Below are 24,275 nucleotides of genomic sequence, written 5' to 3'. Positions count from 1 at the left end.
AGCAACATGTCAAATATGCTTATTGATATCAAAGCGAGCCTTGATCGCGAACTGGTTCCGGTTCAGTCATTGCTACCGGCACACGTCTCCTTTGAGCGATTTACCAATGCGGCCGCTATCGCGATTGCCAACAGCGAAGACCTCAGAGTTGCCGATGGTCAGTCGATCATCAACTCTCTGGTTGCGTGTGCAAAAGATGGCCTTGTGCCGGATGGTCGTGAAGCTGCGCTGGTCATTTTTAAGAAGAAAACGGCTAACGGTGACTGGATCAAGGTCGCGCAATATATGCCAATGATTGACGGCGTTCTGAAACGCGCCCGCCAGTCAGGCGAAATCTCCGTGATAGCTACCCGCGCAGTTTACGAGAACGACACCTTCCGTGTCTGGCTTGATGATGAAGGTGAACACGTTCTCTATGAGCCAAGCCTGGGCAATCGCGGTGAGATCCGCGGTGCATTTGCTTACGCGAAGATGAAAACAGGTGAGCTTCAGTATGAATGGCTGAACATCGATGATATCGACAAGGTCCGCGCCGCCAGCAAAAGCAGCGACAAAGGCCCATGGGTTGACTGGTATGAGTCAATGGCGCGTAAGTCAGCCGCACACCGCCTGTGCCGCCGCCTGCCGAATAACTCCGAAATTATGGAGATGCTTGAGCGCGGAACAGAAATGGTCTGGCAGAAAGAGAAAGATATCACTCCTGTTACTTCTGGTTCCTCATTAATCGAGCCGCATGGTGGTCAGGGTGCCGATGAGTCAGGAAATTTTGATGCAGAAGTTATTGCCGAAGAATTCCGCCAGCAAATCGATTCTGTCGAAGTTGCAGAGGATGCCAAGTCTATCGGCTCCCGAATCGACGCAGTCAAAAATGAACTGGGCGCAAACCTCTACACGGAACTGAAAAACAAGGCGCTGGGTCGCTTCCACCAGATCAACGCCAATAACAAAATTAAGGACCTCATTAATGGATTACCCGAGACAGGAAGTAAAGAGGCCGAAACTGCTTTTGCTGATGTTGAGAAAAAACTCGAGTTTCTGAAACCTCGTCTAGGTGATGACTTGCATCAGGGCTATCGCACTACCCTGGACGACATGAAACCGGAATATATCGGCTAATTGCATCGGGAGGGGGAACGCCCTCCCGCCACAGGGGGTTTTATGCGCCTTATCAATCGCAGTAAACAATCACCATTGGGCCGCCGGGCATGTGATGCAGCACTGGCAAAGCATGTTGAACGATACGGTGACTATGGTCGCAGCGACAGAAAGGAAACATACACAGTGAACGTGGACGGCGTGAAGATCTGGGTAGAAGTTGTCAACCGCCATAAGAGCTATGTAGCTACCGCTATGACAGGCATGCGCCGGCTAAGAACTCTGCCCGGTCGGTTTAACTGATAACGAATTATCAATGTCAAAACACCGGCGCATCTATACTGGCGCCGGTTACCTGAGGTGAACCATGTCACAGGTAATTTTTAACGAAGAGTGGGTTGTTGAGTCCAGACTGACCGAAAAAACAGGTCTTACTGAAGGACAGATTAAAAATTATCGCCTTAAGCTATGGATTGAAGGTATTCACTTCAAGCGCCTTACTGCGCTTGGACAGACTGACAATTCCAAAGGTCTGCTTTGGTACAACTACCCGAAGATTAATCAGTTAGTTCAGGATGCTTAATGAAATACCCGACTGGCGTTGAACTGCATAATGGGAAAATCAGAATCACATTTACCTATCGCGGCATCCGCTGCCGCGAAGTTCTTCGTGGCTGGGTTGTTAACAGCAGCAATGTTAAGAAAGCAGGAAATCTGCGCGCGGCAATTGTAAGCGAAATACAACTCGGGAAGTTCGACTATCCAGCACGCTTTCCTGAATCAAAAGCACTTAATAAATTTTCCTCCACAAAACGGCTCACCACGTTCAAAGAACTGAGCGATTTTTTTACGGACACAAAGGCGCTGGAGGTGTCGGGCGCTACATTGCAATCCATCACATCTGTAGTTAACACCCTAAAACGCGTTGTGGGTGAGAACACGCGTCTGGTTGATATTCAGCATGCCGATATTCTGAATTACCGTAAAGAACTGCTAACAGGGGGAGTGATTAATCCTGCTATGCCAAATCTCATCAAACAAGGTAGATCCCCTTCAACAGTCAATAAACAAATGGCTGTTTTATCAGAAATGCTGAAGCTCGCGAACAGAAGTCAGTTTATATTACATGCACCCTATGAGGGGGTATCGAGGCTAAAGCTCTCTAAAGCAGACCCCGATCCACTTTTGCTTCATGAGTATCAGGCGCTGATTGCATCACTTCCACGCAAACTTGCCTTGATCATTATTGTTGCAGTGCATACGGGGATGAGGCCTGGAGAGATTTGTGCGCTGGCATGGGAGGATATTGACCTGAAAAAAGGTGAGATTCATGTATCCAGAAGCCTGACGAACAAACGGTTGTTTGTTCCGCCCAAAACAGATGCCGGGATAAGAACGATCACATTGCTGAAACCCGCTCTTGATGCTCTGCTGGAGCAGTACGAAATCACCGGAAGCGGACCTAAACAGGAAATTCAGTTTCATCATCGTGAGATCGGGAAAACCGAGCAACAAAAGCTTCGCTTTGTTTTTATCCCCGGAGAGAGCTCATATACAAAGGAAGGTTTTTTTTCTAAATATTCGATTTCCTATGGCTGGAAACGAGGTACTAAACTTTCTGGTATCCGGGAGAGAAATGCCTATCAGTCACGGCATACTTACGCTTGCTGGACACTGATGGCTGGAGCGAACCCTTCATTCATTGCCAGCCAGATGGGGCATGAAGATGCACGCATGGTCTACGAGGTTTATTCGAAGTGGATTGGTGACATGAACCAGGATCAGGTCAGTATTCTGAATAATCAGATGCCAACGGCATTGCCCCCAGGACGCCCCCAAGGGCGCGGCAGGATGAAAAAAATCATTTAATTTCATTGCGCTGGTTTCAACTTTCATAATCAGCGTTAAACTATTCATACCGTAAATACAGTGAGAAAAGATGATGCGTGTACTGGTTGTTGAGGATAATGCGTTATTACGTCATCACCTGAAAGTTCAGCTTCAGGATGCCGGACATCAGGTTGACGACGCCGAAGATGCCAAAGAGGCCGATTATTACCTTAACGAACACCTGCCTGACATCGCTATCGTCGATTTGGGGCTTCCGGATGAAGATGGACTTTCACTGATCCGCCGCTGGCGGAGCAATGACGTTTCGCTCCCGGTTCTCGTCCTGACCGCCCGTGAAAGCTGGCAGGACAAAGTGGAAGTGCTGAGCGCGGGTGCGGATGACTACGTCACCAAGCCGTTCCATATTGAGGAAGTCGCCGCACGGATGCAGGCGCTGATGCGCCGTAACAGCGGCCACGCTTCGCAAATTATCTCTATTCCGCCTTTTCAGGTTGATCTCTCGCGCCGCGAACTCTCGGTTAATGATGAAGTGATCAAACTGACCGCGTTTGAGTACACCATCATGGAAACGCTGATCCGCAATAATGGCAAAGTGGTCAGCAAAGACTCGTTGATGTTGCAGCTGTATCCGGACGCCGAGCTGCGTGAAAGCCACACCATCGACGTGCTGATGGGCCGTCTGCGTAAAAAAATACAGACGCAGTATCCGGATGAAGTCATCACCACCGTGCGGGGCCAGGGATATCTTTTTGAATTGCGCTGATGAATAAACTGTTGCGTCATCTTTTCCCGCTGTCACTGCGCCTGCGTTTTCTGCTGGCCACCGCTGGTGTGGTGCTGGTGCTCTCTCTGGCCTATGGCATGGTTGCGCTGGTCGGTTACAGCGTGAGTTTCGATAAGACCACGTTTCGTCTGCTGCGCGGCGAGAGTAACCTCTTCTATACGCTTGCAAAATGGGAAGACAATAAGATCCACGTCGAACTTCCCGAGCACCTCGACATGCAGAGCCCCACGATGTCGCTGATCTATGATGAGAACGGCAAACTGCTGTGGGCCCAGCGTAACGTCCCCTGGCTGGTCAGACTGATTCAGCCCGACTGGCTGAAAAGTAATGGTTTCCATGAAATAGAAGCCGACATCAGCGCCACCAGCACGCTGCTCAATGACGATCACTCAGTTCAGGAACAACTGAAAGAGGTTCGGGAAGATGACGACGACGCCGAAATGACCCACTCGGTAGCAGTGAACGTTTACCCGGCTACTGCGCGCATGCCGCAACTGACGATCGTGGTGGTGGACACCATTCCGATTGAGCTTAAACGCTCGTATATGGTCTGGAGCTGGTTTATTTATGTGCTGGCTGCCAATCTGTTGTTGGTCATTCCCCTGCTCTGGGTGGCGGCCTGGTGGAGTTTGCGCCCCATCGAGGCACTGGCTCGCGAGGTGCGCGAGCTGGAAGAACATCATCGCGAACAGCTTAACCCTGCAACGACGCGGGAGTTGACCAGTCTGGTGCGTAACCTGAACCGCCTGTTGAAAAGCGAGCGTGAGCGTTATGACAAATACCGCACCACGCTGACCGATCTCACCCACAGCCTGAAAACCCCGCTCGCCGTGCTGCAAAGTACGTTACGTTCGATGCGCAGCGATAAGATGAGCGTCAGCGAGGCAGAACCGGTGATGCTCGAACAGATCAGCCGGATTTCACAGCAAATCGGCTACTACCTGCATCGCGCCAGTATGCGCGGCGGCGGCGTCCTGCTGAGCCGCGAACTGCATCCGGTCGCACCGCTGCTGGATAATCTCACGTCGGCGCTGAACAAAGTGTATCAGCGTAAAGGGGTGAACATTAGCCTCGATATCTCACCGGAAATCAGCTTTGTCGGCGAGCAGAACGATTTTGTCGAGGTGATGGGCAACGTGCTGGATAACGCCTGCAAGTACTGTCTTGAGTTTGTCGAGATTTCTGCCCGCCAGACCGACGATCATCTGTACATCGTGGTGGAAGATGACGGTCCTGGGATCCCGCACAGCAAGCGCGATCTGGTGTTCGATCGCGGTCAACGTGTGGATACGCTGCGCCCTGGGCAAGGCGTAGGACTGGCAGTGGCGCGAGAAATTACCGAGCAATACGACGGCAAAATTGTTGCCAGTGACAGTCTGCTCGGCGGCGCGCATATGGAAGTTATTTTTGGTCATCAGCAGCCGGGGCCGAAAGACGACTAAACCCAAATGTAATAAATATGAGCCAACTGCACGCATCTGGTTAAGCATCCGTTATAATCGGTGACAGATACCCGCCCCAGCCTGTGGAAGCTCAATATGGAATACCAATTAACACTCAACTGGCCCGAATTTCTTGAACGTCACTGGCAAAAGCGCCCGGTGGTGTTAAAACGCGGCTTTAATAACTTTATCGATCCCCTCTCCCCTGACGAACTGGCAGGGCTGGCGATGGAAAGTGAGGTCGATAGCCGTCTGGTAAGCCATCAGGATGGCAAATGGCAGGTCAGCCATGGTCCGTTCGAAAGCTATGACCATCTCGGCGAGAATAACTGGTCGTTACTGGTGCAGGCGGTGAACCACTGGCATGAGCCAACCGCCGCGCTGATGCGACCCTTCCGCGCCCTGCCTGACTGGCGTATCGACGATCTGATGATCTCATTCTCGGTCCCTGGCGGCGGCGTAGGTCCCCATCTCGATCAGTATGATGTGTTTATCATTCAGGGAACCGGTCGCCGTCGCTGGCGCGTGGGTGAGAAGTTGCAGATGAAGCAGCACTGCCCGCATCCGGATCTGCTGCAGGTCGATCCTTTTGAAGCCATCATCGATGAAGAACTGGAGCCGGGCGATATTCTCTATATTCCGCCTGGATTCCCGCATGAAGGCTATGCGCTGGAAAACGCGATGAACTATTCCGTCGGTTTCCGTGCGCCGAATACCCGTGAGCTGATCAGCGGGTTTGCCGACTACGTCCTGCAACGTGAGCTGGGCAGTACTTATTACAGCGACCCTGACGTGCCGTCGCGTGAGCATCCTGCTGACGTCCTGCCGCAGGAGATGGATAAACTGCGTACCATGATGCTGGATTTGATTAATCAGCCGGAGCATTTTAAACAGTGGTTTGGCGAGTTTATCTCCCAGTCGCGTCATGAACTGGATATTGCGCCGCCGGAGCCGCCATATCAGCCTGATGAAATCTACGATGCCCTGAAACAAGGCGATGTGCTGGTGCGTCTGGGGGGATTACGGGTACTGCGTGTGGGTGATGACGTTTATGCCAACGGCGAGAGAATTGATTCCCCGCACCGTCCGGCGCTGGAAGCCCTTGCCAGCCATATTGTGCTGACTGCTGAGAACTTTGGTGACGCGCTGGAAGATCCATCGTTCCTCGCGATGCTGGCAGCTCTGGTCAACAGCGGGTACTGGTTCTTCGAAGGGTAAAACTGAAACGATGCCGGATGGCGGCGCTAACGCGTCTTATCCGGCCTACGGTTCACATGTCCTGTAGGCCAGATAAGCGTCGCGCCATCCGGCATCAACCACGCTACGACTGCTTCGCCGTTAACTCGGCAATCCGCACAATCACCTGCACCGCTTTTTCCATGCCTTCCAGCGTCACAAACTCATGCTTGCCATGATAGTTGTAGCCGCCGGTGAACAGATTCGGGCACGGTAGTCCCATGAAAGAGAGCTGCGCGCCATCGGTACCGCCGCGAATCGGCTTCATATCCGGTTGGATATCGCAGTCACGCATCGCCTGCTGTGCGATATCCAGCACATGCGGATGCTCAACCACTTTTTCGCGCATATTGTAATAACTGTCTTCAATCACCAGTTCAATATAACAGTCCGGATGCAGCCCCTTCCCGACCTTTCTGGCAATCTCCATCATCTTACGTTTGCGCGCTTCAAACTGTTTGCGGTCGAAGTCGCGAATGATGTAGTGCATATCGGCGCGGTCCACGGTGCCTTTCATGCTCGCCAGATGGTAGAAGCCCTCATAACCTTCAGTCATTTCCGGGCTTTCATCCGCCGGAACCTCGGCATGAATGCGCGCCGCCAGGGATAATGCGTTGACCATTACGCCTTTCGCCGTCCCCGGATGCACGTTATTGCCGACGATTTTGATATTCACCGAAGCGGCATTGAAGTTCTCAAACTCAAGTTCACCCACGCCGCCGCCGTCGACGGTATAGGCCCATTTGGCATCAAAGGCTGCAACATCAAAGTGTTTCGCTCCTTTGCCCACCTCCTCGTCCGGCGTAAAAGCGACGCGAATATCGCCATGCGGAATATTTTTATGCTTCAGCACCGCCAGCGCCGTCATGATTTCCGCTATACCCGCTTTGTCATCCGCCCCCAACAGCGTTTTGCCGTCGGTGGTGATCAGCGTTTGTCCAAGCAACTGATGCAGCACCGGGAACATCACCGGCGACAGCACTTCATCGCCAATGCCCAGCGCGATATCACCGCCGCGATAGTTCTCCACGATCTGCGGATTCACGTGCTTACCGCTGAAATCCGGTGAGGTATCCACATGGGAAATGAAGCCAATAGCAGGGATGTCGCCTGGGACATTCGCCGGCAACGTTGCCATCAGCGTCCCTTTGTCACTTAATGTCACATTGACCAGCTCCATCTCTTCGAGCTGCTGTTTGAGCAAATTTAATAACTTCCACTGTCCCTCAGTACTGGGAACCTGTCTCACACCCGCTTTCGATTGGGTATCCAATGAAACGTAGTGTAGAAAACGCTCAAGTAGTTTATCCATGCAGTCACCCTCACTATTTGTGACAACATTATCAGTAAGCCACAAAAGACAAATATTGCGTCAGGTCACTTTTATCCCCGCAAACGAGAATATTTCGCTTCCGGACCCCTTTATTCAGGAAATGTATACACAAAATTATTCAGGATGCATCGCGGCGGCAAGCGAATGAATCCCCCAGGCGCGTACAAACAGTACGTGACTGGGGTACGTGACTGCAGCCAACAAAGAGGCAGTCTGAAGGATGAAGTGTAGAGTAATTGGCAACAAACATTGGCGATGACAACGGTTTGCCGTAGAATTACGGCCCTCATTAAGAGTCACCAAGGTGGTCAACCACAAACCCCGCATCGGTCAGCCATCCGTTGCGTCTACATGGGACAGAGTAAAAAATTGAATAAACAACCGCGTTCGCTTTCACCGCTGGTTCTTTTGTCAGGTATCAGCAAAAGCTTCGATGGAAAAGAGGTCATTTCCGAACTGGATTTGACAATCAATAATGGCGAGTTCCTCACGCTGCTTGGCCCTTCTGGCTGCGGTAAAACAACCGTTTTGCGCCTGATTGCCGGTCTGGAAACCGTAGATTCCGGGCACATCATGCTCGATAACGAGGATATCACCCACGTACCGGCAGAAAACCGTTATGTGAATACCGTCTTTCAAAGCTATGCGTTATTCCCCCACATGACTGTTTTTGAAAATGTGGCCTTCGGTTTGCGCATGCAGAGAACCCCCACTGCCGACATTACTCCGCGCGTACTTGAAGCACTGCGGATGGTGCAACTGGAAGAGTTTGCCCAACGTAAGCCGCATCAACTCTCCGGCGGCCAACAGCAGCGCGTGGCGATTGCCCGTGCGGTGGTCAATAAACCACGCCTGCTGCTGTTAGATGAATCCCTCTCCGCGCTGGACTATAAGCTACGAAAGCAGATGCAGAACGAACTGAAAGCCTTGCAGCGTAAGCTCGGCATCACGTTCGTATTCGTAACGCACGATCAGGAAGAAGCCCTGACCATGTCCGATCGCATCGTCGTTATGCGCGATGGGCGCATCGAACAGGACGGCACGCCGCGTGAAATTTACGAAGAGCCGAAAAACCTGTTCGTCGCCGGATTCATTGGCGAAATCAATATGTTTAACGCCACGGTGATCGAGCGTCTGGACGAACAGCGCGTTCGTGCTAACGTTGAAGGCCGTGAATGCAATATCTACGTTAACTTCGCCGTTGAGCCAGGGCAGAAACTGCACGTTCTGCTACGCCCGGAAGATCTGCGCGTGGATGAAATCAACGACGACAACCACATTGACGGCCTGATCGGCTACGTCCGTGAACGTAACTATAAAGGCATGACGCTGGAGTCGGTGGTTGAACTGGAAAATGGCAAGATGGTGATGGTCAGCGAATTCTTCAACGAAGATGACCCGGACTTTGACCACTCTCTCGACCAGAAAATGGCCATTAACTGGGTAGAAAGCTGGGAGGTCGTACTGGCTGATGAAGAACACAAGTAAATTCCAGAATGTGGTGATTGTCACTATCGTCGGTTGGCTTGTGTTGTTTGTCTTTCTGCCCAACCTGATGATTATTGGCACCAGCTTTTTGACCCGCGACGATGCCAGCTTCGTCAAAATGGTCTTTACGCTGGACAACTACGCGCGTCTGCTCGATCCGCTCTATTTTGAAGTGCTGCTGCACTCGCTGAATATGGCGCTGATCGCCACCTTCGCCTGCCTCGTGCTCGGCTATCCTTTTGCCTGGTTTCTGGCGCGACTGCCAGAGAGAGTCCGCCCACTGCTGCTGTTTTTGCTGATTGTCCCGTTCTGGACCAACTCGCTGATCCGCATCTATGGGCTGAAAATTTTCCTCAGCACCAAGGGTTACCTGAACGAGTTTTTGCTGTGGCTCGGGGTGATTGATACGCCGATGCGCATTATGTTTACCCCGAGCGCGGTCATTATCGGTCTTGTCTATATCCTGCTGCCGTTTATGGTGATGCCACTGTATTCCAGCATTGAGAAACTCGACAGACCGTTGCTGGAAGCGGCAAAAGATCTGGGTGCCAGCAAGTTGCAGACCTTTATTCGGATCATCATTCCGCTGACCATGCCAGGGATTATTGCTGGTTGCCTGCTGGTAATGCTGCCCGCGATGGGACTGTTCTACGTCTCCGATCTGATGGGCGGCGCGAAAAACCTGCTGATCGGTAACGTGATTAAAGTTCAGTTCCTCAATATCCGCGACTGGCCGTTTGGCGCCGCAACCAGCATTACCCTGACGATTGTGATGGGCCTGATGCTGCTGATTTACTGGCGCGCCTCCCGACTGCTGAACAAAAAGGGAGAACTCGAATGATCGGTCGCCTGCTTCGCGGCGGTTTTATGACCGCTATCTATGCGTACCTGTATATTCCAATCATTATTTTGATTGTGAACTCCTTTAACAGCTCGCGTTTTGGCATCAACTGGCAGGGCTTTACCACCAAATGGTATGGCCTGCTGATGAATAACGACAGTCTGCTGCAGGCAGCACAACATTCGCTGACGATGGCTATCTTTTCCGCGACGTTTGCCACCGCTATCGGGTCGCTAACGGCCGTGGCGCTGTATCGCTACCGTTTTCGCGGCAAGCCGTTCGTCAGCGGGATGCTGTTTGTGGTGATGATGTCGCCGGATATCGTGATGGCGATTTCACTGCTGGTGCTGTTTATGCTGCTGGGCATTCAGTTGGGCTTCTGGTCGCTGCTGTTCTCGCATATCACCTTCTGCCTGCCTTTCGTGGTTGTGACGGTCTATTCGCGGCTGAAGGGGTTTGATGTGCGAATGCTGGAAGCGGCCAAAGATCTGGGCGCCAGCGAAATCACCATCCTGCGTAAAATCATTCTGCCATTAGCTATGCCAGCAGTCGCCGCAGGCTGGCTGTTGAGCTTTACCCTGTCGATGGACGATGTGGTGGTTTCGTCGTTCGTCACCGGGCCGGGCTATGAAATTCTACCGTTAAAGATCTATTCGATGGTCAAGGTCGGCGTATCTCCGGAAGTTAACGCGTTGGCGACCATTTTATTAGTGCTGTCGCTGGTGATGGTCATCGCCAGCCAGTTGATTGCTCGTGATAAAACCAGGAGCCGTTAAGGTTCGATACTCAGGGGACGCTAAAATGAAAAAATGGTCACGCCACCTGCTCGCGGCAGGCGCTCTCGCGATGGGAATGGGCGCTGCGCACGCGGACGACAGTAAAACACTCTATTTCTATAACTGGACCGAGTACGTTCCACCAGGACTGCTGGAACAGTTCACCAAAGAGACCGGCATTAAGGTTATCTATTCGACCTACGAGTCGAATGAAACCATGTATGCCAAGCTCAAAACTTACAAAGACGGCGCATATGACCTGGTGGTGCCTTCCACCTATTACGTCGACAAAATGCGTAAAGAGGGCATGATTCAGAAGATCGATAAATCAAAGTTAACCAACTTTGACAACCTCGATCCTGAGATGCTGAATAAACCCTTCGATCCTGGCAATGACTACTCCATCCCGTACATCTGGGGTGCGACGGCTATTGGCGTAAACAGCGACAGCATTGACCCGAAAACCGTCACCAGTTGGGCTGACCTGTGGAAGCCGGAATACAAAGGCAGCCTGCTGTTGACCGACGACGCGCGCGAAGTGTTCCAGATGGCGCTGCGTAAACTTGGCTATTCCGGCAACACCACCGATCCTAAAGAGATTGAAGCGGCCTATAACGAGCTGAAAAAGCTGATGCCTAACGTCGCTGCGTTTAACTCCGACAACCCGGCGAATCCGTATATGGAAGGCGAAGTGAATCTGGGGATGGTGTGGAACGGCTCCGCCTTCGTTGCACGCCAGGCCGGTACGCCGCTGGAAGTGGTCTGGCCGAAAGAAGGCGGGATCTTCTGGATGGACAGCCTGTCAATTCCGGCAAACGCCAAAAACAAAGAAGGCGCGCTGAAGTTGATCAACTTCCTGCTGCGCCCGGACGTGGCGAAAGAAGTGGCGGAAACCATCGGCTATCCGACGCCAAACCTGGCGGCGCGTAAGCTGTTAAGTCCGGAAGTCGCCAACGATAAATCGCTCTACCCGGATGCAGAAACCATCAGCAAAGGTGAATGGCAGAACGATGTGGGTTCCGCCAGCGCGATTTACGAAGAGTATTATCAGAAGCTGAAAGCAGGACGCTAATTCAGCAAAAAGGCCCGGAAAATCCGGGCCTTTTTATTACAACCCTTTCAATAACTTCTCCACAAACTCAGGCACCACCTGGCTTGCCGGACCGTAATATTTCTCTTCAAACTCACTGCCGACCTGGCTTGGTTCCAGATTCAGCTCAACCGTATGCGCGCCGTGCAGCTTCGCTTCGTGGACAAAGCCAGCCGCCGGATAGACGTGTCCGGAGGTGCCGATAGCGATAAAAACATCCGCCATGGCCAGCGCCATATAGATTTCATCCATCCCAAGCGGCATCTCGCCAAACCACACTACGTGCGGACGCAGCGGCGCAGGAAACTGGCAGCAGTGACATTTGTCTTCCGGCGTCACATCGCCCGTCCACTCCAGGATTTGCCCGCTCTGCGAGCAGTGCACCTTCAACAGCTCGCCATGCATATGGATAATATTCTGGTTGCCCGCCCGCTCATGCAGGTTATCGATATTCTGTGTCACCAGCAAAAAGCGGTCGCCCAGCGCCTCTTCCAGCTTTGCCAGCGCGATGTGCGCCGGATTAGGCTGGATTTCAGGCTGCTGCAATTGCCGACGGCGGGCATTATAGAAAGACTGCACCAGCGCGGGATTACGGGCGAAGCCTTCCGGCGTCGCCACATCTTCAACCCGGTGCTCTTCCCACAGTCCATCAGCGGCGCGGAAGGTACGAATACCGGACTCCGCGGAGATCCCTGCCCCTGTAAGCACCAAAACTCTTGGTTTTTCCATCACTTCCGGTACCACTCTGTCTCTGAAAAAGATCCGTTGACGAAGGCGTTCGCGCAGATGGCGTTTGTTTTTCCGAAATCGACTTAACCGATGACCCCGACGCGACAGCATAGCAACCTCTTTTGATTAATCGGTAAGATGTAAAAAGGCGGCGCCGCGCATCCCACCCGCATCACCATGTCGCGCTCGCTCAATGCGGGGAACACGTGCCACGGGAAGCAGATGACGCGGCAATCTGTCCGCCAGATCGGTGGTAATAGCCGTAAAATTCGACAATCCACCCCCGATAACCACCAGATCCGGATCGACGATGGTCAGGATATTCCCCAGACACACCGCCAGCAAATCCAGATAACGCTCAACATGCGCCCGCGCCTGTTCATCGCCCTGCTCCCACAGTGAAATGATTTCAGGCGCCTGTAACGGTTGATGATAGTAATGCTGATACAACCAGGCAAATCCTCGCCCGGACAGATAATTTTCAATACAGCCAAGTTGACCGCAGCCACAGCGGCGCAATGGGAAATCGAACCCCATCAGGGTGAGCGCATCGACCGGCAGACGCATATGACCAAACTCGCCGGTAATGTAACTGCGCCCGGTGATCGGTTTTCCGTTGAGGATTAAACCGCCCCCCACCCCGGTGCCCAGAATCAGGCCCATCACCAGCGGATAGCGGGTGAATTCGTCATCCCAGGCTTCAGACAGGGCAAAACAGTTGGCATCGTTGTCAAGGCGAACGTCGCGATCAAGTCGCGCGCTAAGATCGGCACGCAGGGGTTTGCCACTGGCAGCAGGGACATTCGCGGCATACAGCGTGCCATCTTCGGTTTCCGGCATCCCGGGGAGGCCAATGCCCACCGAACCTTTCACGCCAAATCGCTGGTCGGCTTCCGCCACCAGCCCGCAAACGGCCTCTAAAAAAGCGTCATAGCTGTCGCGCGGCGTGGGAACACGCTTTTCCCACTGTAATTTCCGCTCGTTATCAAAGACGCCTAACGCAATTTTTGTCCCACCAATATCAAACCCGTAATACATTGCCGCTCCTTGTTTTGTACACTGTATCCTTCAGGCGGCCGCGGTTCAGGTCACATGAATGATGTTGTGTATCTCTCACGCAATTATGGTTACTGGCCGCTGAGCACCCTTGCAGGATCGATGTTACTGGCGCGTCGCGCCGGATACCAACTCGCCAACAAACTCAGCAACAGTGCGGTGACCAGCACGTAAATCACATCCAGCCAGTGCAATTCGGATGGCAGGAAGTCGATAAAATAGATATCCCCGGAGAGGAACTGATGGCCGATCAGCGTTTCGATACCGTTAATGATTGGCGTCAGCTGTAGCGAAACCACCACACCAATGACCACGCCGATCAGGCTGCCGAACAGTCCAGCCAGCAAACCGTACCAGACAAAAATGGCGCGGATCAGGCCATCTTTCGCTCCCAGCGTTCTTAATACCGCAATATCGCCGCTCTTGTCTTTTACCGCCATCACTAATGTTGAGACAATGTTAAAACAGGCAACGCCGATCACCAGCACCATCGCCAGATACATAATGGCGCGGATCATCTGGATATCGCGGTACATATAGCCATAGGTGCCAATCCAGCTCTTGATGTAGACATAGCTGTTGGTCACTTCACCTGCATCACGCACCAGTTTGTTAGCGTTAAAGACGTCGTTGACCTTCAGCGCGATGCCGGAAACCGTGTTGTTCATCTCCAGATACTGCTGGGCATCGGCCATCGGGATCATCGCGAAGCTGTGATCCAGTTGACCGCTTAACTGCAAAATGCCGGCAACGTGCAGGCGCACGCGTTTCGGCTGCATCAGCTTATGATCGGCATTTGAATTGGGGATCATAATGGAGACCCAGTCCCCCTGCTTCACCTTCAGCGCGTCTGCAACGCCCTTGCCGATAATGATTTGTTGCTCACCGGCTTTGAAATTATCCCAGGCGTGGTTTTGCACGAAGGATGGCAGCGCGCTTAAACGCCGCTCCTGTTTTGGGTCAACGCCCTTTACCTGCACCGCGCGTAGGTTCGCCCCACTCTCCACCAGCCCGGTAAAGTTGATATAAGGTGCCGCAGCGACAATGCCTGGTACCTTCTGTACCTTGTCGAGTGCTTCCTGCCAGTTGTTCCACGGCTGATTTACGGCTTCAATCTCTCCGTGTGGAACGACGGCCAGAATACGGTTGTTCAGCTCACGCTCAAATCCGTTCATGGCGCTTAAACCGACGATCAACACCGCCACACCCAACGCGATACCCACAGTAGATATCACCGAAATTAACGAAACCATACCGCCGCGCCGCCGACCACGGCTAAAGCGCAGACCAATCAATAACGATAAAGGCGAAGCCATTACTCAGCTCCCATCAGGCTCAATTCAGCCGTCAGGCGACCATCGCGCATTTCAAGCTGGCGGCTCATTCGCTTCGCCAGTTGAAGATCGTGCGTCACCACCAGAAATGCCGTGCCCTGAGAGCGGTTCAACTCGCCCAGAAGCTCGAAAATGCTGTCCGCGTTACGCGCATCAAGGTTACCCGTTGGCTCATCTGCCAGTACCAGGCGCGGGTTATTCACCAACGCACGAGCGATAGCCACGCGCTGGCGTTCACCGCCAGACAGTTCAGACGGGCGATGGCTGGCACGATGGTCCAGCCCTACCGCTTTCAACATATCCCGTGCACGCTCGGTGATTTCAGCCGGTTTTTTCTTGCCGATCAGCAGCGGCATCGCCACGTTTTCCAGCGCGGTAAAGTCCGGTAGCAAATGGTGGAACTGGTAAATAAAGCCCAGCTTCTGATTACGCAGTTCTGCTTTTGCCGCCGACGAGAGCTTGCTCATTGGCTGACCGCTAAAAATGACGTCGCCGGAAGTTGGCGTATCCAGCCCGCCTAACAGATGCAGCAGCGTACTCTTACCGGAGCCGGAACTGCCGACAATCGCCATCATCTCACCTTCGCCAACGCAAAAACTGACATCGTGCAGTACATCGGTCTGCACAGTGCCTTCCTGATAGCGTTTGCACAGGTTGTCGCATTGCAACAGGATCTTATTCATAACGTAAAGCCTCAGCGGGTTGAGTGGCGGCAGCGCGCCAGGAAGGATAAAGCGTAGACAGCAGCGCGATGGCCATCGCCACCAGCGCAATGACGATAACCTGCAGCGGCTCGATGGCGACCGGCAGCGCAGCGCCATCCAGAAGCACGCCGATAATAGGCATCAGATTATTCAGTTGGCTGGCAAGCAATGCGCCCAGCACCGCGCCCAACAGCGCGCCAATAATCCCGGCACTGGCCCCCTGAACCATAAACACCATCATTATCTGCCGTGGCGTCAGCCCCTGCGTTTGTAGAATCGCCACTTCCCCTTGCTTCTCCATTACCATCAAACCCAGCGAGGTAATAATATTAAAAGCCGCCACCGCCACGATCAGGCTAAGCAGCAGCCCCATCATGTTCTTTTCCATGCGCACGGCCTGGAACAATTCTCCTTTGCGCTCGCGCCAATCCTGCCATTTGGTGCCTTGCGGCAGCGTTTGCTGGCTCAGCGTGTCAACCTTTAACGGCTCATTCAGCCACAGACGCCAGCCGGTGATATTACCCAGCGGGTAGCGCATCAGGCGTGAAGCATCCTGAATGTTGGTTAGCATCTGGTAACCATCGACTTCACTGTTGGCGGCGAAGGTGCCAATCACCGTAAACAGACGCTGGCTCGGCAGACGCCCCATTGGCGTAAACTGGCTGGCCGAGGGCACCATCACGCGAATTTGATCGCCACGATTAACGCCCAACTGCCCGGCAAGCTGCTCTCCGAGGATGACATTATACTTACCCGGCTGCAGATCTGTTTGCTTCACATTGACCAGATACGGCGTTAACGGATCTTTTTGCGCCGGATCGATACCCAGCATCACCCCGACCGCCACGCTGCGCGCGCTTTGCAGCACGACATCGCCGGTTGTCAGCGGCGCAATACGATTGACACCGTTCAGTTTTACGGCGCTTTCCGGCAGTTGTTGAGGATTCAGAGAGCCCTGCTCCGCAGAAAGGATGGCCTGAGGCATCAACCCCAGGATGTTATTTTGCAGTTCACGTTCAAAACCGTTCATCACTGACAAAACCGTGACCAGCGCCATCACCCCAAGGGTAATGCCGATGGTGGAAAGCCAGGAGACAAAGCGACCGAAGCGATCTGCTGCACGCCCGCGCATGTAACGCAGGCCGATGAATAGAGCGACAGGTTGGTACATGAAATCCGTCTGGTTGCTGTTAGCAAAGTCACGAGTATATAAGCGAAAGCCGCATGGGTAAACGCCTGAACCGTAAGTGTTCGTCAGTACACAGAGGAAAGGGATCCACAGCGCGACAGGCGCAGGATATCGCCCCCGCCGACCCTGATCCTTTTCTTAAAAAATCAAAAAACAGAATGTTACGCATTACAGCGCCAGGGCCACCCCGCAGGATCACAAGCTATGTTGAATAACGCGAGCGCGCTGTCCTGATGAAAAAGAAAGAACTATGGATTAACCAAATCAAAGGGTTATGTATCTGTCTGGTCGTCATCTATCACTCAGTCATCACCTTTTACCCTCATCTGACCCACTTCCAGTTGCCCCTTTCGGCACTGCTATCGAAATGCTGGGTTTACTTTAATCTCTATCTCGCCCCGTTTCGCATGCCGGTATTTTTCTTTATCTCTGGCTTTTTGATTCGCCGCTATATCGACAGCGTGAGCTGGAAAGAGAGCGTTAACAAGCGGATCTGGAGTATTTTCTGGGTGCTGGCGCTATGGGGGGTAGCCCAGTGGCTGGCGCTCAGCGCCCTGAACAACTGGCTGGCGCCGGCACGCGATCTGCATAATGCGTCCAACGCCGCTTACGCCGGTTCCGTTAGCCAGTTCCTTCACGGCATGCTGACTGCCAGCACCAGCCTGTGGTATCTGTATGCGCTCATTGTCTATTTCGTAATCTGTAAAGTGTTCAGCCGCTGGGCCGCGCCACTGTTCGCCCTGTTTGTGGTACTGAGCGTGACGGTCAACTTTATTGCCACCCCGTGGTGGGGAATGAACAGCGTGATCCGCAACCTGCCGTATTACAGCCTCGGCGCCTGGTTTGGCGTCCCGCTAATGGCGTGGATCAAAGAGGTGCCGTTGCGCCGTTATGCGCTGCCCTGCGCGGCCGCCTTCGTGCTGGCTATCGCGGCATGGCTGTTTAACGTCTCATTGCTGCTGTCGTTGGTCTCTATCGTGCTGATCATGAAGCTATTTTATCAGTACGAGCAGCGCTTCGGCATGCGTGAATCCAGTCTGCTTAACGTGATCGGTTCGAATACTATCGCGATTTATACCACGCATCGCATTCTGGTCGAGGCGTTCAGCCTGCTGCTGATCCCGCAAATCAATGCCACCGTCTGGTCCCCCGAACTGGAACTAACCCTGTTGCTGGTCTATCCGTTTGCCAGTCTGTTGGTGTGCACGCTGTTGGGCCTTGCCGTACGTAAAGTGTCGCAGGGCCTGTTCGGCGATATCCTCTTCTCTCCCCCTTCTCGCCCGCAAGCCGTTGGTTATTCCCGCTAAACTTTTCGCCCTCCGATGAGGGCGATTCAATTTGCTAATGAGGAGCGATCACGGATAATAAAGGGCATTGCTTATCAGACGACTACCTAAAAGAGATTCTGACAACCGAATGCCTGAACAACAACGTTACACGCTGCCCGTGAAAGCGGGCGACCAGCGCCTGTTGGGTGAACTGACCGGGGCTGCCTGCGCTACGCTGGTGGCGGAAATTGCCGAACGTCATGCCGGTCCTGTAGTGCTCGTGGCGCCCGATATGCAAAACGCGCTGCGCCTGCATGATGAAATCCGTCAGTTTACCGATCAGATGGTCATGAGCCTCGCGGACTGGGAAACCCTGCCCTACGACAGTTTCTCCCCGCATCAGGAAATTATCTCCTCACGTCTCTCCACGCTGTATCAGTTGCCGTCGATGCAGCGCGGCGTGCTGATACTGCCGGTCAATACCCTGATGCAGCGCGTCTGCCCGCACAGCTATCTGCACGGTCATGCGCTGGTGATGAAAAAAGGCCAGCGTTTATCGCGCGACGCCCTGCGTTTACAGCTCGACAGCGCCGGTTACCGGCACGTTGATCAGGTTATGGAACATGGCGAATACGCCACCCGCGGTGCGCTGCTGGATCTGTATCCTATGGGCAGCGAACAGCCCTATCGCCTGGATTTCTTCGACGATGAAATTGACAGTCTGCGCCTGTTTGACGCGGACACTCAGCGCACGCTGGAAGAAGTCGACGCCATCAATCTGTTGCCCGCCCACGAATTCCCAACCGACAAAGCGGCGATCGAACTGTTTCGCAGCCAGTGGCGCGATACTTTCGAGGTGAAGCGCGACGCGGAGCATATCTATCAACAGGTCAGCAAAGGCACCTTGCCGGCGGGGATCGAATACTGGCAGCCGCTGTTTTTCAGCGAGCCGCTGCCGCCGCTGTTTAGTTATTTCCCGGCAAATACGTTGGTGGTCAACACGGGCGATTTAGAAAACAGCGCCGGGCGTTTCCAGGCCGATACGCTGGCGCGTTTCGAAAACCGTGGCGTGGATCCGATGCGTCCGCTGCTGCCGCCGGAATCACTCTGGTTGCGCGTCGATGAGCTCTTCTCTGAACTCAAACGCTGGCCGCGCGTACAGCTCAAAACCGATCACCTTCCCGCCAAAGCGGCAAATACCAACTTAGGTTTCCAGTCGCTGCCGGACCTCGCGGTTCAGGCGCAGCAAAAATCCCCGCTGGATGCGCTGCGCAAATTCCTCGAGTCCTTCAACGGGCCGGTGATTTTTTCGGTTGAGAGTGAAGGCCGCCGCGAATCCCTTGGTGAACTGCTCGCCCGTATCAAAGTCGCGCCGAAGCGCATTATGCGTCTGGATGAAGCGACGGAGGCAGGACGCTACCTGATGATTGGCGCCGCCGAGCACGGGTTTATCGATACGACGCGCAATCTGGCACTCATTTGTGAAAGCGATCTGCTGGGCGAGCGCGTGGCGCGCCGTCGTCAGGATTCGCGCCGCACAATTAACCCGGATACGCTGATCCGCAACCTGGCGGAGTTGCATCCGGGGCAGCCCGTGGTGCATCTGGAGCACGGCGTTGGACGCTATGCCGGAATGACCACGCTGGAGGCGGGCGGGATCAAGGGTGAATACCTGATGCTCACCTACGCCAATGACGCCAAACTGTACGTCCCGGTCTCCTCTTTGCATCTGATCAGCCGTTACGCCGGAGGCGCGGAAGAGAACGCGCCGCTGCATAAACTCGGCGGCGATGCCTGGTCACGCGCCCGACAGAAAGCGGCAGAGAAAGTGCGCGACGTGGCGGCTGAACTGCTGGACATCTACGCCCAGCGCGCAGCAAAAGAGGGGTTCGCCTTCAAACACGATCGCGAGCAGTATCAACTGTTCTGCGACGGCTTCCCCTTTGAAACGACTCCCGACCAGGCGCAGGCGATTAACGCCGTGCTTAGCGACATGTGTCAGCCGCTGGCGATGGACCGGCTGGTGTGTGGTGACGTTGGATTTGGTAAAACCGAAGTGGCGATGCGCGCCGCGTTTCTCGCGGTCGAAAACCACAAGCAGGTGGCGGTGCTGGTGCCGACAACCCTGCTCGCTCAGCAACACTTTGACAATTTCCGCGATCGTTTTGCCAACTGGCCGGTGCGCATCGAAATGCTTTCCCGCTTCCGTAGCGCCAAAGAACAGGCGCAGATCCTGGAACAGGTTGCCGAAGGGAAGATTGATATTCTGATCGGCACGCACAAGCTGCTGCAAAGCGATGTGAAACTGAAAGATCTGGGGCTGCTGATCGTTGATGAAGAGCACCGTTTCGGCGTGCGTCATAAGGAGCGCATCAAAGCGATGCGCGCCGATGTGGACATTCTGACGCTGACCGCCACGCCAATTCCGCGTACGCTGAACATGGCCATGAGCGGCATGCGCGATCTGTCGATTATCGCCACGCCGCCAGCGCGCCGTCTGGCGGTGAAAACGTTTGTTCGCGAGTACGACGCACTGGTGGTCCGCGAGGCGATTCTGCGTGAAGTGCTGCGCGGCGGGCAGGTCTACTACCTTTATAATGATGTCGAGAACATCCAGAAAGCCGCCGACAGGCTGGCGGAACTGGTGCCGGAAGCGCGAATTGCCATTGGTCACGGGCAGATGCGCGAACGCGAACTGGAACGCGTGATGAACGACTTCCACCATCAGCGTTTTAACGTACTGGTCTGTACCACCATTATCGAAACCGGGATCGATATCCCGACCGCCAACACAATTATTATCGAGCGTGCGGATCACTTCGGTCTGGCGCAGTTACACCAGTTGCGCGGCCGCGTGGGACGCTCACACCATCAGGCGTATGCCTGGCTGCTGACACCGCATCCCAAAGCAATGACCACCGACGCGCAAAAACGCCTGGAAGCGATTGCCTCGCTGGAAGACCTGGGTGCAGGCTTTGCGCTGGCGACTCACGATCTGGAGATCCGCGGCGCGGGTGAACTGCTCGGGGAAGAACAGAGCGGTTCGATGGAAACCATCGGCTTCTCGCTGTATATGGAGCTGCTGGAAAATGCCGTCGATGCCCTGAAGGCCGGACGCGAGCCGTCGCTGGAAGATCTCACCAGTCAGCAAACCGAAGTCGAACTGCGTATGCCGTCGCTGCTGCCGGACGATTTCATCCCGGACGTGAATACCCGCCTGTCATTCTACAAGCGTATCGCCAGCGCGAAGAGCGAGAATGAACTTGAAGAGATTAAAGTGGAGCTGATCGACCGCTTCGGTCTGCTGCCCGATCCGGCGCGTACCCTGCTGGATATCGCCCGCTTGCGTCAACAGGCGCAGAAGCTGGGTATCCGCAAACTGGAAGGCAACGAGAAAGGCGGCACTATCGAATTTGCCGAGAAGAACCATGTCAACCCAGGCTGGCTGATTGGCCTGTTGCAAAAACAGCCGCAGCACTTCCGTCTTGACGGACCGACCCGGCTGAAGTTCATCCAGGATCTGACCGAACGGAAAACACGGATGGACTGGGTGCGTCAGTTTATGCAACAACTGGAAGAAAACGCTGTAGCATGATTGCGTGGTGCCGGATGGCGGCTTCGCCTTATCCGGCCTACAAATCGATGCCTGGCCGTAGGCCTGATGAGCGCAGCGCCATCAGGCAAGGCTCCGCGATCTTTACAACTCTTTGCACTTCCCTTGCATTTAAAGACATACCACCCCGCCATAATTATCATTGGACTCCTCTGGCATAATAACCCTTTGATTTGTGATGATAATGAACACTATGCGACTCTCCCGCTGGCTGGCCTTTTTTGCGCTCGCCGCCAGCATTACGCTTGCGCTTCCCGCGCAGGCGAATACCTGGCCTCTTCCTCCGGCTGGCAGCAAACTGATCGGAGAAAATAAGTACCACGTTGTCGAAAATAACGGGGGTTCACTGGAAGCCATCGCGAAAAAATATAATGTCGGTTTTCTCGCGCTGTTGCAGGCGAATCCCGGCGTGGATCCCTACGTTCCCCGCGCGGGCAGCGTGTTAACCATCCCGTTGCAGACGCTGCTACCGGATGCTCCGCGTGAAGGCATTGTCATCAACCTGGCTGAACTGCGTCTCTACTACTACCATCCGGGGAAAAATGCGGTCACCGTCTACCCTATCGGCATTGGCCAACTGGGCGGTGATACCCTGACCCCGACGATGGTCACGACCGTCTCCGACAAGCGCGCTAACCCGACCTGGACGCCTACGGCGAATATCCGTGCCCGTTATAAAGCACAAGGAATCGACCTTCCTGCGGTGGTTCCTGCCGGACCGGATAACCCGATGGGACACCATGCCATTCGCTTAGCGGCGTATGGTGGCGTCTATCTGCTGCACGGCACCAACGCCGATTTCGGTATCGGCATGCGCGTCAGTTCCGGTTGTATCCGCCTGCGTGATGGCGATATTGAGACGCTGTTCAGACAGGTTACGCCGGGCACCAAAGTGAATATTATCAATACCCCGATCAAAGCCTCGGTTGAACCGGACGGGACGCGTCTGGTCGAAGTCCACCAGCCGCTGTCGAAGAATATTGATGATGACCCGCAGATTCTGCCTATCGTGCTGAACAGCACTCTGCAATCGTTTAAAGATTCCGCGCAGACAGACGCAGCGGTAATGCAGCATGTGATGGACGTTCGCTCCGGAATGCCGGTCGATGTCAGACGCCATCACGAGGTGGATCAGCAGTCGATGTAACGATTCCGGACATGAAAAAGCCCCGCTGAAATACATTCAGCGGGGCTTTTTTTATGTCGCGTTATTTTGCAGCAGCAGGCATCAATGAGGGGTTAATGCTTATTTATAAATGACCGCGGTACCGTGCAGGTTGTTCGGACCCGTCACTGAAGTAATGCGGAACGATTTCGCACCCATAGCATCCGCTTTCTGCGCCAGTTCGTCCTGCAGTGAACTCAGGTTAGTCCCTGCGTTCGCAGAGATGGTGCCGACTTTTTGCTGACCTGCAGGCGTGGACTGAACTTCTACAGCTGCGAAGCTTGCGAATGACAGTGAACTCAGAACAGCAGCAGCGATGAGGGTTTTTACGTTTTTCATAATAGTGACCTTTTGCAGATGATTGGGCGTCGTAAGCATTTACTTAACGATCGATAGGTAAATGATAGATGTGATCCAGGTCACACGTCAACCCATTTTTTATAACGATCGTTATATAAAATCAAAAGCGCTTATCTTTCATACAACTAAGCTGAAAATTTTTTTCTCGCGAATGCGCTGGAGCCTGTGCGGGTTTATTTTTATAATGGTTGTTCACTAAACCCATTAAGGTACGACGGCACCATGACAACTGAATCGACAAGTTGTGTTAAAAAAAGCCGTGGCCGACCAAAAGTGTTCGACAGGGAAGCCGCGCTTGATAAGGCCATGACACTCTTCTGGCAGCACGGTTATGAGGCAACATCGCTTTCTGACCTTGTTGAAGCGACGGGTGCGAAAGCGCCAACGCTGTATGCGGAATTCACCAATAAAGAGGGACTGTTCCGCGCGGTGCTGGACAGATACATCGCCCGCTTCGCGGCAAAACATGAAGCGCAGTTGTTCTGTGAGGAGAAAAGCGTTGAGGCGGCGCTGGAGGACTACTTCACCGCGGTGGCAACCTGTTTCACCAGCAAGGACACCCCCGCTGGCTGCTTTATGATCAACACTTCCGCGACGCTTGCCGCCGCATCACGCGACATTGCACATACCGTGAAATCGCGTCATGCGATGCAGGAACAGACCCTGACGCAATTTCTGCGTCAGCGGCAGGAGCGCGGCGAGATCCCCGCGCACTGCAATGTGCAAAACCTTGCCGAGTATCTGAGCTGTATTTTGCAGGGCATGTCTATCAGCGCTCGTGAAGGGGCCAGTTTCGACAAGCTGATGCAAATCACTCACACCACTCTGCGTCTGTGGCCTGAATTGCTTAAGGCCTGATCGTTTTCTCTGACCGGGAACCTTGTTTCCCGGTTCTTCTGCACCACAATTCCCGCACAATTA

At 53.8% G+C, this 24,275-nt stretch carries 22 protein-coding genes; 15 read left to right on the top strand and 7 right to left on the bottom strand.

Going from position 1 to position 24,275, the window contains the following annotated elements; all coding sequences use genetic code 11:
• Positions 1–6: 6 nt before the first annotated feature.
• The 7 genes from AL479_RS19100 to roxA all read left to right on the top strand — a co-directional run bounded on the left by AL479_RS19100 (position 7) and on the right by roxA (position 6,390).
• The gene (locus AL479_RS19100; protein WP_061077209.1) at positions 7–1,116 is read left to right on the top strand and encodes a recombinase RecT; all 1,110 of its coding nucleotides are present in this window, start codon (positions 7–9) and stop codon (positions 1,114–1,116) included.
• Positions 1,117–1,158: 42 nt separating this feature from the next.
• A complete protein-coding gene (locus AL479_RS19095) occupies positions 1,159–1,398 on the top strand; it encodes a DUF4060 family protein (protein WP_042997814.1) in 240 nt (79 codons plus the stop codon).
• Between the two features lie 64 nt (positions 1,399–1,462).
• Positions 1,463–1,678, top strand: coding sequence for an excisionase family protein (gene xisR, locus AL479_RS19090; protein ID WP_044266475.1), 216 nt, complete (start codon positions 1,463–1,465; stop codon positions 1,676–1,678).
• The gene (locus tag AL479_RS19085) at positions 1,678–2,964 is read left to right on the top strand and encodes a site-specific integrase (protein ID WP_061077208.1); all 1,287 of its coding nucleotides are present in this window, start codon (positions 1,678–1,680) and stop codon (positions 2,962–2,964) included. Before xisR ends, AL479_RS19085 begins: the two co-directional genes overlap by 1 nt.
• A gap of 73 nt (positions 2,965–3,037) precedes the next feature.
• Positions 3,038–3,709, top strand: a complete 672-nt coding sequence (gene phoP / locus AL479_RS19080; protein ID WP_061077207.1) for a two-component system response regulator PhoP — start codon at positions 3,038–3,040, stop codon at positions 3,707–3,709.
• The gene (gene phoQ / locus AL479_RS19075) at positions 3,709–5,172 is read left to right on the top strand and encodes a two-component system sensor histidine kinase PhoQ (RefSeq protein ID WP_061077206.1); all 1,464 of its coding nucleotides are present in this window, start codon (positions 3,709–3,711) and stop codon (positions 5,170–5,172) included. The genes phoP and phoQ overlap by 1 nt, the downstream gene beginning before the upstream one ends.
• A 96-nt stretch (positions 5,173–5,268) precedes the next feature.
• Positions 5,269–6,390, top strand: a complete 1,122-nt coding sequence (gene roxA / locus AL479_RS19070; protein WP_061077205.1) for a [50S ribosomal protein L16]-arginine 3-hydroxylase — start codon at positions 5,269–5,271, stop codon at positions 6,388–6,390.
• A gap of 103 nt (positions 6,391–6,493) precedes the next feature.
• On the opposite strand, the gene pepT is transcribed toward roxA, so the two are convergent.
• Positions 6,494–7,720, bottom strand: a complete 1,227-nt coding sequence (gene pepT, locus AL479_RS19065) for a peptidase T (protein ID WP_061077204.1) — start codon at positions 7,718–7,720, stop codon at positions 6,494–6,496.
• Between the two features lie 372 nt (positions 7,721–8,092).
• Here pepT and potA point away from each other — a divergent pair, with 372 nt between their 5' ends.
• The 4 genes from potA to potD are packed head-to-tail and all read left to right on the top strand — an operon-like array spanning position 8,093 to position 11,918.
• Positions 8,093–9,229, top strand: a complete 1,137-nt coding sequence (potA, locus tag AL479_RS19060; protein ID WP_061077203.1) for a spermidine/putrescine ABC transporter ATP-binding protein PotA — start codon at positions 8,093–8,095, stop codon at positions 9,227–9,229.
• Positions 9,213–10,070 carry a spermidine/putrescine ABC transporter permease PotB gene (gene potB / locus AL479_RS19055; RefSeq protein ID WP_061077202.1) on the top strand — a complete coding sequence of 286 codons (858 nt, stop codon included), beginning with the start codon at positions 9,213–9,215 and terminating at the stop codon, positions 10,068–10,070. The genes potA and potB overlap by 17 nt, the downstream gene beginning before the upstream one ends.
• Entirely contained in the window at positions 10,067–10,846 is a 780-nt protein-coding gene (gene potC, locus AL479_RS19050) for a spermidine/putrescine ABC transporter permease PotC (protein WP_061077201.1), read from the top strand. The genes potB and potC overlap by 4 nt, the downstream gene beginning before the upstream one ends.
• A 25-nt stretch (positions 10,847–10,871) precedes the next feature.
• A complete protein-coding gene (potD, locus tag AL479_RS19045; protein WP_061077200.1) occupies positions 10,872–11,918 on the top strand; it encodes a spermidine/putrescine ABC transporter substrate-binding protein PotD in 1,047 nt (348 codons plus the stop codon).
• Between the two features lie 36 nt (positions 11,919–11,954).
• Here the strand turns inward: potD and cobB are convergent, their stop codons facing one another.
• The 5 genes from cobB to lolC form a co-directional block, all read right to left on the bottom strand.
• Positions 11,955–12,776, bottom strand: a complete 822-nt coding sequence (gene cobB / locus AL479_RS19040) for a Sir2 family NAD+-dependent deacetylase (RefSeq protein ID WP_043000959.1) — start codon at positions 12,774–12,776, stop codon at positions 11,955–11,957.
• Positions 12,777–12,791: 15 nt separating this feature from the next.
• Positions 12,792–13,703: an N-acetylglucosamine kinase gene (nagK, locus tag AL479_RS19035; protein ID WP_061077199.1), complete on the bottom strand. Its 912-nt coding sequence runs from the start codon at positions 13,701–13,703 to the stop codon at positions 12,792–12,794.
• Between the two features lie 89 nt (positions 13,704–13,792).
• Positions 13,793–15,037 carry a lipoprotein-releasing ABC transporter permease subunit LolE gene (gene lolE / locus AL479_RS19030; RefSeq protein WP_061077198.1) on the bottom strand — a complete coding sequence of 415 codons (1,245 nt, stop codon included), beginning with the start codon at positions 15,035–15,037 and terminating at the stop codon, positions 13,793–13,795.
• Positions 15,037–15,738 carry a lipoprotein-releasing ABC transporter ATP-binding protein LolD gene (gene lolD / locus AL479_RS19025; protein WP_003832278.1) on the bottom strand — a complete coding sequence of 234 codons (702 nt, stop codon included), beginning with the start codon at positions 15,736–15,738 and terminating at the stop codon, positions 15,037–15,039. The genes lolE and lolD overlap by 1 nt, the downstream gene beginning before the upstream one ends.
• Positions 15,731–16,930: a lipoprotein-releasing ABC transporter permease subunit LolC gene (lolC, locus tag AL479_RS19020; protein WP_061077197.1), complete on the bottom strand. Its 1,200-nt coding sequence runs from the start codon at positions 16,928–16,930 to the stop codon at positions 15,731–15,733. The genes lolD and lolC overlap by 8 nt, the downstream gene beginning before the upstream one ends.
• 251 nt (positions 16,931–17,181) lie before the next feature.
• Between lolC and AL479_RS19015 the strand changes: the two genes are divergently transcribed.
• The 3 genes from AL479_RS19015 (at position 17,182) to ldtC (ending at position 22,976) form a co-directional block, all read left to right on the top strand.
• A complete protein-coding gene (locus AL479_RS19015; protein ID WP_061077196.1) occupies positions 17,182–18,255 on the top strand; it encodes an acyltransferase family protein in 1,074 nt (357 codons plus the stop codon).
• 109 nt (positions 18,256–18,364) lie between these two features.
• Positions 18,365–21,811 carry a transcription-repair coupling factor gene (gene mfd, locus AL479_RS19010; protein ID WP_061077195.1) on the top strand — a complete coding sequence of 1,149 codons (3,447 nt, stop codon included), beginning with the start codon at positions 18,365–18,367 and terminating at the stop codon, positions 21,809–21,811.
• Between the two features lie 199 nt (positions 21,812–22,010).
• A complete protein-coding gene (ldtC, locus tag AL479_RS19000) occupies positions 22,011–22,976 on the top strand; it encodes a L,D-transpeptidase LdtC (RefSeq protein WP_061078016.1) in 966 nt (321 codons plus the stop codon).
• Between the two features lie 99 nt (positions 22,977–23,075).
• Here the strand turns inward: ldtC and bhsA are convergent, their stop codons facing one another.
• On the bottom strand, positions 23,076–23,333 hold the full coding sequence (gene bhsA, locus AL479_RS18995) for a multiple stress resistance protein BhsA (protein ID WP_043001950.1): 258 nt from the start codon (positions 23,331–23,333) through the stop codon (positions 23,076–23,078).
• A 243-nt stretch (positions 23,334–23,576) separates the two neighbouring features.
• Here bhsA and comR point away from each other — a divergent pair, with 243 nt between their 5' ends.
• Positions 23,577–24,212 (top strand): TetR family copper-responsive transcriptional repressor ComR, encoded by a 636-nt coding sequence (gene comR / locus AL479_RS18990; RefSeq protein WP_061077194.1) that lies wholly within the window; start codon positions 23,577–23,579, stop codon positions 24,210–24,212.
• Positions 24,213–24,275: the final 63 nt, after the last annotated feature.

It is taken from the genome of Citrobacter amalonaticus, from assembly GCF_001559075.2.
GTDB lineage: Bacteria > Pseudomonadota > Gammaproteobacteria > Enterobacterales > Enterobacteriaceae > Citrobacter_A > Citrobacter_A amalonaticus_F.
The sequence above is the reverse complement of the archived record's forward strand: the minus strand, read 5'-3'. Positions and strand labels throughout refer to the sequence as shown.

What these genes read in the sequence shown, in the direction of transcription:
- potC (WP_061077201.1), top strand. Translation starts at nt 10,067, where the DNA reads ATGATCGGTCGCCTGCTTCGCGGCGGTTTTATGACCGCTATCTATGCG.
- lolE (WP_061077198.1), bottom strand. Translation starts at nt 15,037, where the DNA reads ATGGCTTCGCCTTTATCGTTATTGATTGGTCTGCGCTTTAGCCGTGGT.
- nagK (WP_061077199.1), bottom strand. Translation starts at nt 13,703, where the DNA reads ATGTATTACGGGTTTGATATTGGTGGGACAAAAATTGCGTTAGGCGTC.
- lolD (WP_003832278.1), bottom strand. Translation starts at nt 15,738, where the DNA reads ATGAATAAGATCCTGTTGCAATGCGACAACCTGTGCAAACGCTATCAG.
- comR (WP_061077194.1), top strand. Translation starts at nt 23,577, where the DNA reads ATGACAACTGAATCGACAAGTTGTGTTAAAAAAAGCCGTGGCCGACCA.
- xisR (WP_044266475.1), top strand. Translation starts at nt 1,463, where the DNA reads ATGTCACAGGTAATTTTTAACGAAGAGTGGGTTGTTGAGTCCAGACTG.
- bhsA (WP_043001950.1), bottom strand. Translation starts at nt 23,333, where the DNA reads ATGAAAAACGTAAAAACCCTCATCGCTGCTGCTGTTCTGAGTTCACTG.
- AL479_RS19015 (WP_061077196.1), top strand. Translation starts at nt 17,182, where the DNA reads ATGAAAAAGAAAGAACTATGGATTAACCAAATCAAAGGGTTATGTATC.
- mfd (WP_061077195.1), top strand. Translation starts at nt 18,365, where the DNA reads ATGCCTGAACAACAACGTTACACGCTGCCCGTGAAAGCGGGCGACCAG.
- potB (WP_061077202.1), top strand. Translation starts at nt 9,213, where the DNA reads ATGAAGAACACAAGTAAATTCCAGAATGTGGTGATTGTCACTATCGTC.
- AL479_RS19085 (WP_061077208.1), top strand. Translation starts at nt 1,678, where the DNA reads ATGAAATACCCGACTGGCGTTGAACTGCATAATGGGAAAATCAGAATC.
- lolC (WP_061077197.1), bottom strand. Translation starts at nt 16,930, where the DNA reads ATGTACCAACCTGTCGCTCTATTCATCGGCCTGCGTTACATGCGCGGG.
- AL479_RS19095 (WP_042997814.1), top strand. Translation starts at nt 1,159, where the DNA reads ATGCGCCTTATCAATCGCAGTAAACAATCACCATTGGGCCGCCGGGCA.
- potA (WP_061077203.1), top strand. Translation starts at nt 8,093, where the DNA reads ATGGGACAGAGTAAAAAATTGAATAAACAACCGCGTTCGCTTTCACCG.
- roxA (WP_061077205.1), top strand. Translation starts at nt 5,269, where the DNA reads ATGGAATACCAATTAACACTCAACTGGCCCGAATTTCTTGAACGTCAC.
- phoP (WP_061077207.1), top strand. Translation starts at nt 3,038, where the DNA reads ATGCGTGTACTGGTTGTTGAGGATAATGCGTTATTACGTCATCACCTG.
- cobB (WP_043000959.1), bottom strand. Translation starts at nt 12,776, where the DNA reads ATGCTGTCGCGTCGGGGTCATCGGTTAAGTCGATTTCGGAAAAACAAA.
- pepT (WP_061077204.1), bottom strand. Translation starts at nt 7,720, where the DNA reads ATGGATAAACTACTTGAGCGTTTTCTACACTACGTTTCATTGGATACC.
- potD (WP_061077200.1), top strand. Translation starts at nt 10,872, where the DNA reads ATGAAAAAATGGTCACGCCACCTGCTCGCGGCAGGCGCTCTCGCGATG.
- phoQ (WP_061077206.1), top strand. Translation starts at nt 3,709, where the DNA reads ATGAATAAACTGTTGCGTCATCTTTTCCCGCTGTCACTGCGCCTGCGT.
- AL479_RS19100 (WP_061077209.1), top strand. Translation starts at nt 7, where the DNA reads ATGTCAAATATGCTTATTGATATCAAAGCGAGCCTTGATCGCGAACTG.